Below are 16,574 nucleotides of genomic sequence, written 5' to 3'. Positions count from 1 at the left end.
AAGGTATGAGCGAGGCCACTTTAGCAATTAATTACATCCGTGTACTTAAATAGTGCGCATACTATTTGCGGGCGCGGCGCTGGGGGCGCGGCGGGGTGACGCCATCGGCAAGCCGCCTGGTCCAAATGAGGAATGCGGTATGCGCATTCATGCGGTGCTCTGGGCGAGTGGCCAGGCCTTCTACCTTCCACTCGCGCACCAGGGACTCCCATGCCTTCGGCTCTGTAAAGCACTGCAGCTCGCGAATGCCCTCCATGACCTTCATCAGCTGCGGGACCGTTGCCACATAGGTCATGAACACGCCGCCGGGGATCAGCAGATCGCGTACGGTCTCCAAGTTCTCCCAGGGCTCAAGCATGTCCAAGATGATGCGGTCAACGGGGCCACCGAGATCGTCAGCGGTGACATCGCCAAGATCGCCTAGGCGCGGCGACCACCACTCGGGGTGGCTGCCAAAGTATTCCTCGACATTATCGACCGCATACTCCAAGTGATCCTCACGGATTTCGTAGGAATAGACGTGGCCTTCGGGGCCCACGGCGCGCAGGAGGGACATCGACAAGGCACCGGAGCCCGCACCAGCCTCAAGCACGCGGGCGCCCATGAAAATATCGCCCTCGACCAAAATCTGTGCGGCGTCCTTGGGGTAGATGACGGCGGCGCCGCGCGGCATCGAGAGGACGTGATCCACCATGAGGTGGCGGAAGAGCAGGAAGGACGAGCCCAAGGTGGACTCGATGACGGAACCTTCATCCATTCCCACGATGTCATCGTGGTTGATTATGCCTTTATGGGAATGAAACTGGCCTCCTTCTTTCAAAATGACCGTGTAGTGGCGACGCTTGGCGTCCGTCAGCTGCACGCGGTCGCCATAGGAAAAGGGGCCAGAATAAGCCATGCCGCAAAACTCCTCGAGGTTGTGGGAAACTAACCCTTCAAGTATGCCTCAAGTGCCCGCGAGAGCCATACTTGGTCCTGCTCGCCCACCATCTCGCGCGCGGAGTGCATCGATAGCATCGGCACGCCCACATCGACGGTGTCGATGCCCAATCGCGTTGCGGTAATGGGGCCGATGGTCGATCCGCACGGCACATCGTTATTGCCCACGAAACGCTGCACCGGAACCCCAGCCGTGGCACACGCGGTCTCCCACAACGCGATCGTCTGCGCATCGGAGGCATAGCGCTGGTTGCCATTGATCTTGGTCACTGGGCCCTGCCCAATGATCGGCTGGTGGGTGGGATCGTGCTTATCCGTGTAATTGGGGTGCACCGAGTGCGCGGCATCGGCAGACACGCAGCTTGAGCGGGCGAACATCTGGAATCGCTCTTCCTCATTGGCCCCCAGCGCGCGGGCAGTGCGGGTCAACACGTCCTGCAGGATGGGCCCGGCGGCACCATAGCGGGAGCTCGAGCCCACTTCCTCGTGGTCAAAGGCCATCATGACCAAAATATCTGAGCCGTCATAGTCCTGCGCAGCGCTTTGCATAGCCTCGAGCGAGGCGTGCACCGAAGACAGGTTATCCATGCGGCCAGCCGCGATAAACTTTTCGCCCGCGCCAAAGACCGCGCCTCGGGCGGCATCGGCCGTAATCAGGTTGAAGGACGCGATATCCTGCTTGGCGATGCCCGCCTGCTCCCCCACCACCTGCAGGATCGACGCATCTGCATCGCCCACCGTCAGGACCGGCTGCATGTGCTTTTGCCGGTCCGGTTTGAACTCATCCTTGCGGTACAGGTGGATAGCTAACGAAGGAAGGCGCAGAACTGGGCCCGTATTCACGAGGTGCTGGTGCCCATCCGTGGTCACAACTTGGCCGGCGACGGTAAGTTCGCGGTCAAACCACGTGTGCAGCAAGGCGCCGCCGTAGATTTCTACCGCGACCTGCTGCCAGCCCGCAGCAGAAAAATCGGGCGTGGGCTTGAGCGCCAGCCCCGGCGAATCAGTATGCGAACCGATAACGCGGAAACCGGAATTCTTATCGGCGCCTTCCGGCACGTACCACGCGGCAACTGCACCGCCGCGGACCATCACGTGCCCGCCCGGTGCCGCCGACCAGTCCTCACGCTCATCCTGGACCTGGAAACCAGATTCTTGCAGCTGGCGCGCTACCTCATGCGCGGCGTGGTACGACGACGGCGAAGCCGCCAAGAAATCAAGGAACTTATCGGTATAACTCATACCTTCTAGCTTGCCACGAAACTATCAGCGATAGGCTAGGTACACCATGGCTACTTCATCTACTCCCCGCCCTCTTGCCCTGTCGCCCTCGCGCGCCTCCGACTACCAGCAGTGCCCTCTGCTCTACCGTTTCCGGGCCATCGACAAGATTCCCGAGCCCAAGACCATCGCCCAAGTTAAGGGAACCCTGGTCCACGCGGTCCTAGAAGAAACGCATAAACTCCCGCGCGAAGAGCGCACTTACCCAGCCGCAGTAAAGATGATTAAGCCAAGCTGGGCAGCGATGACGGAACAGGACGCTGAATTGCTCGAGCTCGTGCCCGAAGACGAGACGTATGATTTCTTCGTCGCCGCCCGCGAGCTGCTCAAAGGCTATTTCCAGATGGAAAACCCGCAGGGCTTCGACTGCCAAGAAACCGAGATGTATGTCAACACGGTTCTGCCCAACGGCGTGCCCGTGCGCGGGTTTATTGACCGCGTGGACCGCGCCCCCACCGGCGAGGTGCGCGTCGTGGATTATAAAACGGGCAAGAAACCAGCACCGCGCTTTTCCCACAGCGCCCAATTCCAGATGCGGTTTTATGCCCTAGTGTATTGGCGCCTGTTGGGAACAATCCCCCACCAGCTACGGCTGATGTATCTAAAGGTGCTGGATTCGATGTTTTTAGCCCCTACCCAGGAGGAACTCGAATACTTCGAGCGCGACCTAGGCCAGCTGTGGGCCAAGATTGAGGCAGATGGGCGCGCCGGGGATTTTCGCCCGAAACGCTCCAAGCTCTGTAATTGGTGCGCGCATCAGGCGATCTGCCCCGAATTTGGCGGCACGCCGCCGGAGTACCCGGGTTGGCCGGGCTCCGCGGCGGATTAACTCCTTTTAGAACAGTCCGGATACCGTGCCATCGGCGGCGACGTCGATATTATTGGCCGCCGGCTTCTTGGGCAGGCCCGGCATGGTCATCACGTTGCCGGTAAGCACCACGATAAACCCCGAACCGGTGCGCGGCAGTAGCTCGCGCACGTGCAGCGTGTGGCCTTCCGGAGCGCCCAATGCGGTTGCTTCATCCGAGAAGGAATACTGCGTCTTGGAAATGACCACGGGTAATTTATCCCAGCCATTGTCCTTGATGTATTGCAAGTCCTTCACAGCCTTTGAACCGTATTCCACGCGGTCCGCGCGGTAGATCTCGCGGGCGATGGTCTCGATGGAGGCCTCGATGCCTTCTTCAGGATCATAGAGCTGCTGCGCGCCGCCCTCGAGGTTCTCCAGCAAGGTCTCGGCCAGCTTCGTCGCTCCCGCGCCGCCTTCGGCCCAGACGTTGGCCTCTTCCAAGGCCACGCCGAAGTCCTTGGCCCAATCGCGAATAAACTGGCGCTCCGCCTCCGTATCGGACCAGAAGAGGTTCAGCGCGACAACGGGCTTGATACCAAACTTGCGCAGGTTTTCTACGTGGCGCTCAAGGTTGACGATGCCCTTCTGCAGAGCCTCAACATTTTCCTCGGTGAGCTTATCCTTGGCAACGCCCCCGTTGTACTTCTGCGAGCGGATCGTCGCCACGACCACCGCGCCGGCCACGTCCAGGTCACCAAACCGGGACTTGATATCCATAAACTTCTCGCCGCCGAGATCCGCGCCGAAGCCGGCCTCAGACAACACGATATCGCCGAACTGCAGGGCAGTCTGCGTCGCCAGCAAGGAGTTGCAGCCGTGCGCGATATTGGCGAAGGGGCCACCGTGCACGAGTGCGGGCACCCCGCCGAGGGTTTGCACGAGGTTCGGGTTCAAGGCATCGCGCATCAGCGCGGTCAGCGCGCCTTCCGCATCGAGCTCGCGCGCGGTCACCGGCCGCTGGTCATAGGTGAACCCGACGGTAATATCGCCGAGCCGCTGCTTGAGGTCTTCGAGGCTCGTCGCCAAGCACAAAATCGCCATGATCTCGGAGGCCGCCGTAATGGTAAAGCCCGTTTCTGCCGGCACGCCGTGTGCCGATCCGCCGAGGCCGGTCACCACATTGCGCAATGCGCGGTCGTTCACGTCGACGCAGCGCTGCCACGTCACGCGGCGCGGGTCGATGCCCAGCTGGTTGCCCTGGTGAATGTGATTGTCGATGATGGCCGCAAGCGTATTCGTAGCCGCGGCAATGGCGTGGAAGTCACCGGTGAAGTGCAGGTTGATATCCTCCATCGGCACAATCTGGGCGTAGCCGCCGCCCGCGGCACCACCCTTGATACCCATTACCGGGCCTTGGGATGGCTCACGGAGCGCCACGATGGCCTTCTTCCCGATCTGATCCAGCGCATCGGTCAAGCCGATGAGGACCGTAGATTTTCCTTCCCCGGCAGGTGTTGGGGACACTCCTGTCACCAACACGAGCTTGCCGCGCTTATCCTTGGCGTAGTCCACCTTAGTGATATCCACCTTGGCTTTTGTGGTACCAAAAGGAATTACTGCATCTTCGGGGATGCCTGCTTTGTCTGCGATTTCCGCAATCGGCTGCAGGTTATGGGCTTGTGCGATTTCAACATCGGATGGCTGCGTAGTCATGGCACCTACCCTACCGATTTCTGACATTAGCCAAGTCGCATGGGGGTATAAACTGTGAGGCAGAACATTTCTTTTGGTGAAGATTCCGCATAAAAGTGGCGCCCTCTCCGCGGAGAAGACGCCACAAGGACCTCGAGTTCGAAGACTCGCTAAATGATTACCGCACCGAGTGCGTAGCCAAGGAGCACGGAACCGACGATGCTGACCACGCCGGGGATAAGGAATGGGTGGTTGAATACGGCCTTGCCAATCTTGGTCGTGCCCGTATCATCCATTTCGACAGCTGCCAGCAACGTTGGGTACGTCGGCAGGATGAACAGAGCAGATACTGCTGGGAATGCGGCCACGGCGGTAACCGGGTTAACACCTAGCGCCAATGCGGCGGGCATGAGCGCCTTGGTGGTGGCAGCCTGCGAGTACAGCAGGGCTGCGGCGAAGAAGAGCACCACTGCCAGCAACCATGGCGAAGCTTCGATGACGTCGCCGGCCAGCGCTTGAATATCGTCCAAATAGTGGTTGATCAAGGTGGTTCCCAACCACGCAACACCCAACACACAGATGCAGGCGGACATACCAGATTTAAATACCGGAGTATTGAGCACGTCGCCGGTCGGAATCTTGGTTTTCAAGACGATGATCGTCGCGGCCGAGAGCATGACGGTCATGATTGCCTCATTGCGCGGCAACGTGGGATCCGTAATCAGGCCAACTTGTTCGGAAGAAATGGTAGCCCACGCCATGACGACGACGATGGCGATGAGGAAGATGACTACGGAAGACTTAGCGCCTTCCTTTGGCTCATATTTACTAGCACCAATCGGTTCTTTGACTAGGCCTTGGGCCTTGCGCTCTTGGTATACAGGATCATCTTCTAGTTCCTTGCCAAACTTATTGGCAAGCCAAGCTGCCGGGAAGATGGACAGGAAGGTAGCTGGAATCAGCACTCCGAGCACCTGGAGGTACCCCACCCCCATGGGCTCAAGCAGACCAGCCAGGATGACAACTGCAGCAGAAATCGGCGAGGCACAAATGCCCATCTGCGCAGCGACAACCGCGATAGATAGCGGGCGCGACGGGCGAACCTTGCCTTCCTTGGCTACCTCTACGATGACCGGCAACGTGGAAAAGGACGTGTGCCCGGTACCGGCCAAGACCGTCATCAACCAGGTCACAATGGGTGCGTAAAACGTAATCTTTTTGGGGTTTTTGCGCAGGAACTTCTCGGCCACGTGAACCAAATAGTCCATGCCGCCGGCCTTTTGCATGGCGGCGATGGCCGCAATCACCGTCATAATAATGGCGATGACGTCGAACGGAATGTCTTCCCTGGTTACGGGAACTCCCGTAACGCCCAAAAGGAGAACGCCTAGGCCGCCGGCCATGCCGATGCCTATGGACCCAATTCTCGCACCCAGGATAATGGCCGCGAGAACGATGACAATATGAATAATAACCATGGATACGCTCCACACGTTCTCAACTACACGTGGTGGACCCGCCTTAGCCTGCCGGTCGTGGACCACCCTTACACTTCTATTTTGCCCTGAATATGTTGCTTTATTTACATATTCCGCCCTTTTGTGCTGCTTCCCACATGTGTTCTACCTCGCGTTATAAACCGTTCGGTATATTTCCATGCCACTGCACTATGGAACCGTGAGACACCAGTCAGGCATTCACGTAAGAGACCGCACACACCATGGAATACTTTTTCCGCTTTCCACGGAAAAGTAAACACGGTGTGTGCGGAATGGTGGGCGCCTCCATGAGGATGGGCATCGCCCACCTCATGCGGGACTACAGATCGCGAACTTTACTTAGTTGTCATCGAGGAAAAGCTGACCGCGAAATTCTGGGTGCATCAGGTTTTCTACCGACAGGACCTTGTTCAGCGTTGCCTCATCAAGTAAACCCTTCTCCAGCACGAGTTCCTTGACGCCCTTGCCGGTCTTGAGGGATTCCTTTGCAACTTCATCACCGTTGTGGTGGCCAATAAATGGGTTCAAGTAGGTAACGATACCGATGGAGTTCTCCACGTACTGGCGGCACACATCAGCGTTGGCAGTAATACCGGTGACGCACTTCTCACGCAGCGCATCAACCGCGTTGCCCATAATGCGGATGGACTGGAACAGTGCCTCACCAATGACCGGCTCCATCACGTTCAGCTGTAGCTGGCCAGCCTCTGCGGCCATGGTCACAACGTGGTCATTGCCGAAGATCTTGAAGCAGGTCTGGTTGACAACCTCTGGGATAACTGGGTTGACCTTACCCGGCATGATGGAGGAACCTGCCTGGCGGGCGGGCAGGTTGATCTCGCCCAGGCCAGCGCGCGGGCCAGAGGAAAGCAGGCGCAAGTCATTACAAATCTTGGAGAGCTTCATGGCAGCGCGCTTGATGGCAGAGTGCAAGAAGACGTAGGCACCGCAGTCAGAGGTGGCCTCGATAAGGTCGCTTGCAGTCTTCATCTCCAAGCCGGTGACTTCAGACAGGGCGGCGGTTACCTGGTGACGGTAGCCGGCTGGAGTGTTAACGCCGGTGCCGATGGCGGTTGCACCGAGGTTGATCTGCAGCAAACGGCTCTGTGCGTCGCGCAGAACGGCCTGCTCCTCGTTCAGGTTATTAGCAAAGCCCTTGAATTCATCGCCCAAAGTCATGGGCACGGCATCCTGCAGCTGGGTACGGCCCATCTTCAGGATGTCTTGGAACTCATTGCCCTTGTCCTGGAATGCGGAACGCAGGCTGTCAATGCGCACGATGAGGTCATCGATGGCAGCGTACAGGCCCAGACGGAAGCCAGTTGGGTAAGCGTCGTTGGTGGACTGGGACATGTTGACATCGTCATTGGGGTTGATGATGTCGTAGGAGCCCTTCTCCTCCCCCAAGTGCTCAAGTGCCAGGTTGGCAACGACCTCATTGGTGTTCATGTTCAACGAGGTGCCGGCACCGCCTTGGAATACATCGAGCGGGAACTGGTCCATGCAGCGACCCTCGTCCAAGATCTGGTCACATGCCCAGATGATGGCCTCTGCCTTCTTCTTCGGCAGCACGTGCAGGCGACGGTTGGCCATCGCGGCGGCCTTCTTGACCTTCACCATGCCGCGGATGAAGTGCGGAATGGTGTTAATGGTCACGTAGGAAATCTGGAAGTTATCCATCGCGCGGACGGTGTGGACACCAAAGTAGGCGTCAGCAGGAATTTCCAAATCACCGATCAGGTCGGTTTCCGTACGAGTGTTTTTGCTCGACGTCTTTGGTTTCTTCTGCTCAGCTACCTTTTGCTGTGCAGAATGGGTGGTCTTATCCTCCTGCTTATCCTCCGCTTGCTTTGCGGCAGACTTAGTGTCTTTTTCTTCTTTCTTAGACGACTTTGCCATGATGGCGCGGCTCCTTTGCCTGTCGAGAATGATGTCCGAGTGAATAATCTCAAGCGCCAATGGTAGCCACGTTTCGCCCCAGTTGGGACGACCAAGAATTTAATACTCCCCCTAAAAGCGGGCAATACGGAGATCGGAAGCCAAAATTGCCTCCGCACCGAGTTGGGAAAGTCGATCCATAATCTGGTTGGCTTCCTTTTGCGGAACCATCGCACGCACCGCCACCCAGTCCTGTCGCGCCAACGGTGAAACCGTCGGCCCAGTCAGGCCCGGAGTAACACCAGCTGCTTTGTCCAGATTTTCTTCCGCGATGTTGTAATCGATCATGAGGTAGGTGCGAGCGTGCAAAATACCTTGGATGCGGCCCAAGACAACCTGCTCTTCCGGCGTCACCTCTGCATCGTGGCGTTTAATGACGACAGCTTCCGAGCTGACGATGGGCTCACCAAAAGGGGCCAAACCCTGCTGTCGCAGCGTAGTACCAGTTGACACGACATCGGCAATGGCATCGGCCACACCTAAGTGGATGGATATTTCCACCGCGCCGTCGAGACGGATCACATCGGCGGAAATCCCCTTCTCCGCCAAGTCCTGTCGGACCAAATTCGGGTACGACGTTGCTACGCGCTTGCCCTCAAGGTGAGAGATATCCCACCCTTCTCCTTGGGGTGCGGCGTAGCGGAATGTTGAGTCACCGAAGCCAAGTGAGAGGACTTCTTTAAATTGGGCGTTGGAATCGAGCGCCAAATCGCGCCCTGTGATCCCGAGGTCGAGCACGCCGCGGGCGACATAGATTGCGATATCCTTCGGGCGGAGGAAGAAAAATTCCACCCCATTGTCTAGATCCACCACATTTAGGGTTTTGGAGTGACCGCGTCCCTTGTATCCGGCCTCACCAAGGATTTCTAAAGCCGCTTCTGATAGGGAACCTTTATTTGGTACTGCAATTTTGATCATGCTGTTCTCCAGGAAGTCTGCTCCACCGCAGGTGGGCAACAAGTTATAGGTATTTATAAATATCTTCAGGCCGCAGGCCGCGCTTGATCATCATGACCTGCGTCCAATAGATAAGCTGCGACATTTCTTCCGCCAGTTCCTCGTCGGACTGGTATTCGGCGGCGATCCATACTTCGCCTGCCTCTTCGATGATCTTTTTGCCAATATGATGGGCGCCTTCCTCCAACGCCTGGACGGTCCCAGAGCCCTCGGGCTTCTGGTCTGCTTTGTTCAGTAGCTCAGCAAAAAGTGTCTCAAAATCCTTCACAGCTACCTATTGTTCCACAGGTAAGCGGTCAATGCGAAGGATTTTATTTCATTTCCTGGATAGCCCGGAACCATTCATAGACATCTACATGGCGTGCGCCCGCAAGGTGGCGAGAATCGCGCAGCCGGGAGATCTCCACTACCCCCTCCGGTACTTCCACGCCTTCATCCTCGGGCAAACCGATAACGGTGCACCCCGCGGCAACGGCCGCGCGCATACCGGCCGGAGAGTCTTCGAATACGAGGCACTGAGCTGGATCAAGTTGAAGGCGCCGAGCCGCTTCCAAGTACATGTCTGGAGCGGGCTTGCCATTTGGGACTTCATCACCGCAAATAGTGTCCACGAAATACTCCCGGCCTATTACCGCGATGGCTGCGTCCGCGACGTCGCGATCCGTATTAGTCGTGACCATCATCGGCATGCCGTCTTGGTGCAGCGCGGTTAAAAGCTCCGGGATTCCGGGAAAGATTTCTAGGCGGCCAGCAAAAAGAGTCTTCACATAATCAAACATCTTGCGCCGGTAGGCTTCGACGTCGCCTTCGCCCAAGGAAACTCCCGCATTATCAGCGCAAATGCGCAGCGTCGTAGGAAAGGTAGCCCCGACCGTATCCATGCGTTGCCTGGGTGTCAGGCGCTTGCCCAGCACTTCCGAAAGATAGTACGTCGCCTCACCCCACAAGGGCTCTGAGTTGGTCAAGGTGCCATCCATATCCCAGAAAATCGCCGCGGGACGGGACAAAGGCTGGGAATCACTTTCTGTGGTCATACACACTCCACTGGCTTTTCCGGCATAGAACTACGGCCCAACGGGGAGGAAATATTCGCGCTGCGCGGTGATCAATCAACGTCACCGTAGAAATTTACCCACAGTAGGCTGCAGCCGTAAAGGTTTTTAGAAGTCCAATTCGGGGATCTGTGAGAGTGCCTCATCGTCGGCACCGGTAGCCGCAGAAGCGTTGTACATAAGCTCGGCGATTTCTTCCTTTTCCTCCGGCTCCACCACGGCATCGTGCTGTTTGCGATTAAAGGTAGCGAGTTTTTGCACGGTCTTATTCAATACCGCGGCGAGCTGGCCGCCATCAGGATCGTCCGGCAAACCGTCCAGCCCATCCAACATCTGCTCGAGATGGCCTTTAAGTTCTGGGAGCACCGCCGCGTCAAACGGCGCCTCCCAGAACTCTTTCTCCTCGTCCTTGAGGTAATCGCCGGTGGCAAAGGACTTAAGATCAGCAATGAACTCATCAACGGTGGGTTGGAAATCTGCGCGAATGCTCATGCTATCGATATTGCCTTAAGTTGGCTAGGCCTGCACGCCGAGCAGCGAATTAAGTGCTGTACGCACCAACTCTGCAGCGCCTTCCTCGTCTTCGCCACGGTCGCTGCCTGCCCAATCGTCGATGGCGCGCAGCGCAGTGGGGGTATCGAGGTCATCGGCAAGTGCTTGGCGAAGCCCCGCTACCGCACCTTCCGCAGCCGACAGGGACCCAGGGGTTTCCAGGGCAGAGTGCCAAGTGGCCAGGCGGTTCTTGGCCTGGTCGAGCACCTCATCGGACCAGTCCCGCTCGGCGCGGTAATGACCGGAAAATACGCCGAGGCGAATGGCGGAGGGATCCTCGCCCTGCTCCACAAGCTTGTGTACGAAGACCAGGTTGCCCAGGGACTTGGACATTTTTACGCCGTCCAGGCCGATCATTCCGGTGTGGACATAAAACTGCGCCATGCGGTCAACGCCCAATGCGGCCTCTGCATGCGCGGCGGAGAATTCGTGGTGCGGGAATTTCAGATCGCTGCCGCCGCCCTGGATATTAAAGGTGCTACCCAAGTAGTTGGTGGCGATAGCAGAACACTCGATGTGCCAGCCGGGGCGGCCGAGACCGAAGGGAGACTCCCACGCCGGTTCACCTTCGCGGTGGGCGCGCCAAATAAGGGCGTCCATGGGGTGCTTCTTGCCTGGGCGATCGGGGTCGCCGCCGCGCTCGGCAAAAAATTCCTGCATTTGTTCCATCGAGTAGTTGGATTCATAACCAAATTCCTCGGTGGCATCGATGGAGGCATATACATCCGGGTACTCAGGGTCATCCACCACGTAAGCGGCGCCGTTATCCAATAGTTTTTGCACCATGTCCACGATCTCATCGACCGCTTCCATGGCACCAATAAAGTGCTGCGGCGGGATGACCGATAAAAGCTCCATATCGGAGCGGAAAAGGTCAATCTGGGAGGTGCCGAGTTCGCGCCAATCAACGCCGTCGCGCTCCGCGCGCTCAAAGAGTGGGTCATCGACGTCGGTGATATTTTGCGCGTAATTGACCTTCTTGCCTGCATCCAAGAACTGCCGGTAAATCAGGTCAAAGGTGAGATAGGTGGCTGCGTGACCCAAGTGGGTCGAATCATACGGGGTAATGCCGCACACGTACATGGTGGCGGTATCCCCCTTTACCTGCACGGGGGCCTTGGTTTGATTCGCGGAATCGTAGAGATAGAGCTGTGCCGCATCGCCGGGGACGGGGCTAAAAGAAGGTGTTGGCCAAGAATGCATGGCACCTATACTAACGCTTCTTTATGGGTGGATTTAAATGGGCTGTAGGACTCCCAAGGCCAGCAGAATCATCACGATAATGCCCACGGGAATGCGGTAGGCCGCAAACCATGCAAAGGAGTGGTTGCCCACGAAGTTCAGCAACCACGCGATCGAGGCGTAGCCCAAGGCAAAGGCGATGCCGGTACCGACGAGCAGCTGCATACCGGAAGCTGCTTGGCCGGCCTCGGGCGCGAAGGCATCGGGAAGCGAAAAAAGCCCAGAAGCCAGCACTGCCGGAATGGCCAAGAGGAAGCTAAAGCGCGTGGCCACCTCGCGATCGAGCCCCAAGAAAAGACCACCGGAAATGGTGCCGCCCGAACGCGACACGCCAGGAATCAACGCCAAGCACTGGCACAGACCCATGATGATGGCATCTTTCATCGTCAGCTCCTCAAAACCGCGCTTTTTGGAGCCGACGCGCTCTGCGGCAATGAAGACGAAGGAAAAGACGATCAGCATCGTGGCGGTGATCCACAGGTTGCGCAGCGCCCCACGAATGGCGTCTTCAAAGACCAAACCGATGACGCCGATGGGAATGGATCCGACGATGACCATCCAGCCCATGCGCCAGTCCTGCCCGCGCGAGGCGGGATTGGTCCACCCGCGGAACCACCCGGATAAGATTTGCCAGATCATCGGGGCGAAATAGACCAGCACGGCAAGCTCGGTGCCGAGCTGGATAACGGCGGTAAAAGAAGCGCCGGCGTCGTTGCCCCAAAAGAGCTCAGAAACAATGCGCAGGTGCCCCGAGGAGCTGACTGGGAGAAACTCCGTAAGGCCCTGCACAATGGATAAGACGATAACTTGTGCCCAAGAAACTGCTTCGGTCGCGGTATCAGAAATCACCCGCCATACACTACCGTCGCGCACGGCTTCGGGAAATCACAACGCGCGCTGTTAGGATAAGTATCCGTGAAATCACGATCCCGCTCCACACTCGTACTATCCAGCTTGCTAGCACTCTCCACTGCTGCGCTGGCCGCCTGCGATTCCACCGTGGGCGTAGGCGGTGATCCCGAAACCGCGGTAAAGGGCAACGCCACCCCGGCCGCATCTCCCAGTGACACCGATCCTACCGGCACGGTCATCGATTTCGATGAAGACATTACGGATCTGGCTGCGGTAAAAGATACGATTGCCGTTCGCACCGCAGACCAGGTGCACATTGGCAGCCAGGATGACTTTGGGGCCAACAAGGCTAAGAGCATCGATATCGATTCCACCTGCGGCGATTTAAGCTCTTCTGAATCTGGATTCGTTTTGGCTTGCCAGGACAAGGTCTTGCTCATCGATCCTTCTGCGCCGGAATCACCGGAAGAAATCAACATGGATGAGGACTTCCAGGTCACCGCCGCTACCCAGATTTCGACCGGCGAGGTCTTTGTCACCGCAGACGATTCCGCTGTGGTGGGCCGGTACAAGGATGGCACGCGGGACGGCGAAATCTCCGTAGAGGCCGGATCGGACCAGATGCTCGCCGTTCCCAATGCGGACGGCGATGACGGGATTGTGCGCATTCAGCGTTCGGATTCCACGATCCAGAATATCGATTGGCCCAATGACCGCGCCGGCGGCCGGTTGCGCGCTGGCCAGGGTGTCGGCCAAATCGCGGTGGGTAATAACGGCGTCGTGCTCGCCTCCGATACCGAGGGCGGCCGGATCGCGGTCTATACCTCCGATGACGTCGTTCGCCTGCACCAATACGGCGTGGTGGACGGTACTCCCTGGGCGGTAACCTGGGATGACTCGCGCGAGCTCGCATGGGTCACCACCACCGATAACAACATCGCGCACGCCTATTCCATTGACAAGGGCGTTCCCGAATCCCGCGGCGACTTTGCCACGCTTGCCGATGCCCAAAATATTTCCGCTCTTTCCAATGGCACCATCGTGGTTGCCTCCGCATCCGGCCAGGGGCTGCAGTTCGTGGCGGATCCGCACCTGAAAAAGGAGTCTTAATCCATGGTTTCGACCTTTGATTCGCTGCGCAAAAGCGCCTATCAGCTGGCGTTGCGCGGGATGTTTCGCTTAAGCCCCGAGCGCATCCACGGCATAATCAACTCCGGCCTGCACATCCTGCACGCGGCAGGGCCCGCCAATCGCGCGCTTGACCGCATCCTGCCTGTCAATGATCCAGTCTTGAAACAAGAAGTTTGCGGGATCACCTTCCCGCGCCCGCTTGGCCTCGCGGCCGGTTTTGATAAGAACGCCGCGGCTGCCGATGCCTGGTCGCCGCTTGGTTTCGGCTACGCCGAACTGGGCACCGTCACGGCACAGGCGCAGCCGGGCAACCCGACTCCCCGCCTTTTCCGCCTCAAAGAAGACGCATCCATATTAAACCGGATGGGCTTTAATAATGAGGGCGCTGCCGCCGTGGCAGAAAACCTGCGCAAGCGCCGGTACAACGACGTCATCGGCATTAATATCGGCAAAACCAAAGTCACCCCGGCAGAACGCGCCGTGGATGATTACCGCTGCTCCGCTTCCGTTTTAGGCGGTCTGGCGGACTACCTGGTGGTCAATGTCTCCTCCCCCAATACCCCCGGGCTGCGGGACCTGCAGGCGGTCGAATCGCTTCGCCCCATCCTGCGCGCCGTGCAAGAATCCACCGATGTTCCCGTCATGGTCAAGATCGCACCGGATCTTTCGGATGCCGATGTCGATGCCGTCGCCGATCTCGCCGTGGAACTGGGCCTTGCCGGCATCGTCGCCACCAATACCACCATCTCCCGCGAGGGGCTTAACACTCCCCGCGCGGAGGTAGAAGCCCTTGGCGCCGGTGGAATTTCCGGCCCACCCGTAGCCGAGCGCTCCTTAGAGGTGCTCCGCCGACTTAACGCGCGCGTGGGCTCGCAGCTTGTTCTGATTTCCGTCGGCGGGATTACCACCCCGGAGCAAGCGTGGGAGCGGATTGCCGCCGGTGCCAGCCTCCTCCAGGGCTATACCGGCCTTATCTACGGTGGTCCGGACTGGATTCGGGATATTCACAGGGGCATCGCCAAGCAAATTCGCACCCATGGCCTGAACAATATTTCTGAGGCCGTAGGCTCCAATCTGCCGTGGAAGGCGATAAACTAGCAGCCCACCAGATAGCACAATGCCACGTGTATAAACACGTGGCATTGCTTGTTTGAAGGGCTGCTTAAGAGGTCGCCATGACGCTGCGCCGCAAAATTAAGGCACAGATGGCGGACATGCCGGCATAAAAGAGCAGCCAATACTGCTGCTGAATCAGAAGTTCGTGCTGCGGCAGAAAGCGGCTAGCAATGATCAAGGCCACCGCCACTGCCAGGGCGATAATCTGCGCGCGACTACCGGCATGCTCCTTGCTCATCGTGCTGAATGCACCCACCATCACCGCAGCGATAATGATCGCGAGGTTGCTGTAGGTCCAGACAAGCTGTAGGTCCAGACAAAGGGTGCGCCCCATCCATCGCTAAAAACGGAGATGAGGGCGAATAGGACCAGCACAAAAGCGACGACCAAAAAAGCGCCGCCCACCCGCAGCGCTGCGGGTGGGGTCACTGGGTTTTTAGGAGCGGAACTCGCCATTACTTGGCCTCGTACCAGCCCCAAAGGATTGCCCGGCCCAATGCGTGGAAGTGCAGGTTGAAGCCGAGGACGGTCGGGGAAGAATCCGGATCGATATCAAGGGTTTCTACGTCTACGGCGTGGACCGCGTAGAGGTAGCGGTGCGGCGCGTGGCCGGCCGGTGGGTTGGCACCAAAATGGGTGCGGTTGCCGGAATCATTGCGCAGGCTGATAACACCGTCGATGCCAAGGTCCTCTGCCGCACCGGCATTGGTAGGCAACTCGGAGACATCGGTGGGGATATTAAAAACGGCCCAGTGCCAGAAACCGGAGGCAGTCGGTGCATCTGGGTCAAAACAGGTAACCGCCAAAGACTTGGTTCCCTCCGGCAGTCCGGACCATGCCAGCTGTGGGGACACGCTTTCCGGCGCGCGGTGCTTTTCTGGGATCTCATCGCCTTCTACCAAGTCGGTAGAAGACAGCCCGAAGCTGGGGAGATCGCGCAGCGGAGCGTAGGGGTCAGGTCCGGGGAATCGAGTGTCATCTGCATAAGAAGTCATGTACCCCTTTGTACCGCAGATCACACGCACTTGTCGATGCCCCTCCCACTCGCCCCACAACCGTGCGACCTGTTTCGTACCGCGTACCTGCTTGGACGCTACGGCAGTCCAAGTTACAAGGATGTATTTCCCCGCCTTGAAATCGTGCGGTTTATGAGGATTTACCTGGCGATTTGTATTCCGATAGCGGAACACGATAAAGTTTCGGGGTGCCCAACCGAGAGGTTGTAAACACCCTGCCCGGGTGGCGGAATGGCAGACGCGCTAGCTTGAGGTGCTAGTGTCCTATTAACGGACGTGGGGGTTCAAGTCCCCCTCCGGGCACACTGTGAAGTCTCGAGACATCGTTCCTATGGTGTCTCGAGATTTTTCTATAAGTACAGCTCTTTTCTATCAGCCAGGCCGAGCCGACTACGATACAAACGCATGACCACTTTCCGGGATTGGATACGCAGCTTTGGTGGGTTAAACGACAAAACGTGTTGTTTTTCGGCGTGTCGAGTTAAACGACATTTTGTGTTGGTGGGGGTAGGGGTTT

16 protein-coding genes and 1 tRNA gene are annotated in these 16,574 nt (G+C 58.0%); 4 read left to right on the top strand and 13 right to left on the bottom strand.

Going from position 1 to position 16,574, the window contains the following annotated elements; all coding sequences use genetic code 11:
- Nucleotides 1–61: 61 nt before the first annotated feature.
- The gene (locus ABRP98_RS06370) at nucleotides 62–898 is read right to left on the bottom strand and encodes a tRNA (adenine-N1)-methyltransferase (RefSeq protein WP_284770664.1); all 837 of its coding nucleotides are present in this window, start codon (nucleotides 896–898) and stop codon (nucleotides 62–64) included.
- Between the two features lie 29 nt (nucleotides 899–927).
- Nucleotides 928–2,181, bottom strand: coding sequence for a M18 family aminopeptidase (locus ABRP98_RS06365; protein WP_349858131.1), 1,254 nt, complete (start codon nucleotides 2,179–2,181; stop codon nucleotides 928–930).
- Nucleotides 2,182–2,227: 46 nt separating this feature from the next.
- Between ABRP98_RS06365 and ABRP98_RS06360 the strand changes: the two genes are divergently transcribed.
- On the top strand, nucleotides 2,228–3,049 hold the full coding sequence (locus ABRP98_RS06360) for a RecB family exonuclease (RefSeq protein WP_284771884.1): 822 nt from the start codon (nucleotides 2,228–2,230) through the stop codon (nucleotides 3,047–3,049).
- Nucleotides 3,050–3,055: 6 nt separating this feature from the next.
- On the opposite strand, the gene ABRP98_RS06355 is transcribed toward ABRP98_RS06360, so the two are convergent.
- From ABRP98_RS06355 to ABRP98_RS06315, 9 genes are all read right to left on the bottom strand, one after another.
- Nucleotides 3,056–4,723: a formate--tetrahydrofolate ligase gene (locus ABRP98_RS06355; protein WP_349858129.1), complete on the bottom strand. Its 1,668-nt coding sequence runs from the start codon at nucleotides 4,721–4,723 to the stop codon at nucleotides 3,056–3,058.
- Nucleotides 4,724–4,872: 149 nt separating this feature from the next.
- Nucleotides 4,873–6,180, bottom strand: a complete 1,308-nt coding sequence (locus tag ABRP98_RS06350) for an anaerobic C4-dicarboxylate transporter (protein WP_284770660.1) — start codon at nucleotides 6,178–6,180, stop codon at nucleotides 4,873–4,875.
- Nucleotides 6,181–6,540: 360 nt separating this feature from the next.
- Nucleotides 6,541–8,100, bottom strand: a complete 1,560-nt coding sequence (gene aspA, locus ABRP98_RS06345) for an aspartate ammonia-lyase (RefSeq protein WP_284770659.1) — start codon at nucleotides 8,098–8,100, stop codon at nucleotides 6,541–6,543.
- A 111-nt stretch (nucleotides 8,101–8,211) separates the two neighbouring features.
- Nucleotides 8,212–9,057 (bottom strand): ATP phosphoribosyltransferase, encoded by an 846-nt coding sequence (gene hisG, locus ABRP98_RS06340; RefSeq protein WP_284850138.1) that lies wholly within the window; start codon nucleotides 9,055–9,057, stop codon nucleotides 8,212–8,214.
- 43 nt (nucleotides 9,058–9,100) lie between these two features.
- Nucleotides 9,101–9,364 carry a phosphoribosyl-ATP diphosphatase gene (locus ABRP98_RS06335; RefSeq protein WP_005279188.1) on the bottom strand — a complete coding sequence of 88 codons (264 nt, stop codon included), beginning with the start codon at nucleotides 9,362–9,364 and terminating at the stop codon, nucleotides 9,101–9,103.
- A gap of 43 nt (nucleotides 9,365–9,407) precedes the next feature.
- Nucleotides 9,408–10,130 (bottom strand): HAD family hydrolase, encoded by a 723-nt coding sequence (locus tag ABRP98_RS06330; protein ID WP_349858127.1) that lies wholly within the window; start codon nucleotides 10,128–10,130, stop codon nucleotides 9,408–9,410.
- Between the two features lie 126 nt (nucleotides 10,131–10,256).
- The gene (locus ABRP98_RS06325) at nucleotides 10,257–10,640 is read right to left on the bottom strand and encodes a hypothetical protein (protein ID WP_284782771.1); all 384 of its coding nucleotides are present in this window, start codon (nucleotides 10,638–10,640) and stop codon (nucleotides 10,257–10,259) included.
- A 24-nt stretch (nucleotides 10,641–10,664) separates the two neighbouring features.
- On the bottom strand, nucleotides 10,665–11,903 hold the full coding sequence (gene mshC / locus ABRP98_RS06320; RefSeq protein WP_349858126.1) for a cysteine--1-D-myo-inosityl 2-amino-2-deoxy-alpha-D-glucopyranoside ligase: 1,239 nt from the start codon (nucleotides 11,901–11,903) through the stop codon (nucleotides 10,665–10,667).
- 33 nt (nucleotides 11,904–11,936) lie between these two features.
- Nucleotides 11,937–12,791 carry an undecaprenyl-diphosphate phosphatase gene (locus ABRP98_RS06315; RefSeq protein WP_284770654.1) on the bottom strand — a complete coding sequence of 285 codons (855 nt, stop codon included), beginning with the start codon at nucleotides 12,789–12,791 and terminating at the stop codon, nucleotides 11,937–11,939.
- Nucleotides 12,792–12,857: 66 nt separating this feature from the next.
- Here ABRP98_RS06315 and ABRP98_RS06310 point away from each other — a divergent pair, with 66 nt between their 5' ends.
- Together ABRP98_RS06310 and ABRP98_RS06305 are read left to right on the top strand one after the other, a co-directional pair.
- Nucleotides 12,858–13,904, top strand: a complete 1,047-nt coding sequence (locus ABRP98_RS06310) for an NHL repeat-containing protein (RefSeq protein ID WP_349858124.1) — start codon at nucleotides 12,858–12,860, stop codon at nucleotides 13,902–13,904.
- Between the two features lie 3 nt (nucleotides 13,905–13,907).
- On the top strand, nucleotides 13,908–15,023 hold the full coding sequence (locus ABRP98_RS06305) for a quinone-dependent dihydroorotate dehydrogenase (RefSeq protein ID WP_349858123.1): 1,116 nt from the start codon (nucleotides 13,908–13,910) through the stop codon (nucleotides 15,021–15,023).
- Nucleotides 15,024–15,087: 64 nt separating this feature from the next.
- Here the strand turns inward: ABRP98_RS06305 and ABRP98_RS06300 are convergent, their stop codons facing one another.
- On the bottom strand, nucleotides 15,088–15,375 hold the full coding sequence (locus tag ABRP98_RS06300) for a hypothetical protein (protein WP_349858121.1): 288 nt from the start codon (nucleotides 15,373–15,375) through the stop codon (nucleotides 15,088–15,090).
- Between the two features lie 121 nt (nucleotides 15,376–15,496).
- Nucleotides 15,497–16,036: a YbhB/YbcL family Raf kinase inhibitor-like protein gene (locus tag ABRP98_RS06295; RefSeq protein ID WP_284785136.1), complete on the bottom strand. Its 540-nt coding sequence runs from the start codon at nucleotides 16,034–16,036 to the stop codon at nucleotides 15,497–15,499.
- A 238-nt stretch (nucleotides 16,037–16,274) separates the two neighbouring features.
- On the opposite strand from ABRP98_RS06295, the gene ABRP98_RS06290 reads away from it, so the two are divergent.
- Nucleotides 16,275–16,360, top strand: a tRNA-Leu gene (locus ABRP98_RS06290).
- The last annotated feature ends 214 nt before the right edge of the window (nucleotides 16,361–16,574 follow it).

Source organism: Corynebacterium sp. KPL2838 (assembly GCF_040225455.1).
Lineage (GTDB): Bacteria > Actinomycetota > Actinomycetes > Mycobacteriales > Mycobacteriaceae > Corynebacterium > Corynebacterium rhinophilum.
This window is presented reverse-complemented; position numbering and strand designations above follow the sequence as displayed.

Bases quoted from the DNA above. Each gene is read 5' to 3' on its own strand.
- ABRP98_RS06370 (WP_284770664.1), bottom strand. From the start codon at position 898: ATGGCTTATTCTGGCCCCTTTTCCTATGGCGACCGCGTGCAGCTGACG.
- ABRP98_RS06365 (WP_349858131.1), bottom strand. From the start codon at position 2,181: ATGAGTTATACCGATAAGTTCCTTGATTTCTTGGCGGCTTCGCCGTCG.
- ABRP98_RS06360 (WP_284771884.1), top strand. From the start codon at position 2,228: ATGGCTACTTCATCTACTCCCCGCCCTCTTGCCCTGTCGCCCTCGCGC.
- ABRP98_RS06355 (WP_349858129.1), bottom strand. From the start codon at position 4,723: ATGACTACGCAGCCATCCGATGTTGAAATCGCACAAGCCCATAACCTG.
- ABRP98_RS06350 (WP_284770660.1), bottom strand. From the start codon at position 6,180: ATGGTTATTATTCATATTGTCATCGTTCTCGCGGCCATTATCCTGGGT.
- aspA (WP_284770659.1), bottom strand. From the start codon at position 8,100: ATGGCAAAGTCGTCTAAGAAAGAAGAAAAAGACACTAAGTCTGCCGCA.
- hisG (WP_284850138.1), bottom strand. From the start codon at position 9,057: ATGATCAAAATTGCAGTACCAAATAAAGGTTCCCTATCAGAAGCGGCT.
- ABRP98_RS06330 (WP_349858127.1), bottom strand. From the start codon at position 10,130: ATGACCACAGAAAGTGATTCCCAGCCTTTGTCCCGTCCCGCGGCGATT.
- ABRP98_RS06325 (WP_284782771.1), bottom strand. From the start codon at position 10,640: ATGAGCATTCGCGCAGATTTCCAACCCACCGTTGATGAGTTCATTGCT.
- mshC (WP_349858126.1), bottom strand. From the start codon at position 11,903: ATGCATTCTTGGCCAACACCTTCTTTTAGCCCCGTCCCCGGCGATGCG.
- ABRP98_RS06305 (WP_349858123.1), top strand. From the start codon at position 13,908: ATGGTTTCGACCTTTGATTCGCTGCGCAAAAGCGCCTATCAGCTGGCG.
- ABRP98_RS06300 (WP_349858121.1), bottom strand. From the start codon at position 15,375: ATGGGGCGCACCCTTTGTCTGGACCTACAGCTTGTCTGGACCTACAGC.
- ABRP98_RS06295 (WP_284785136.1), bottom strand. From the start codon at position 16,036: ATGACTTCTTATGCAGATGACACTCGATTCCCCGGACCTGACCCCTAC.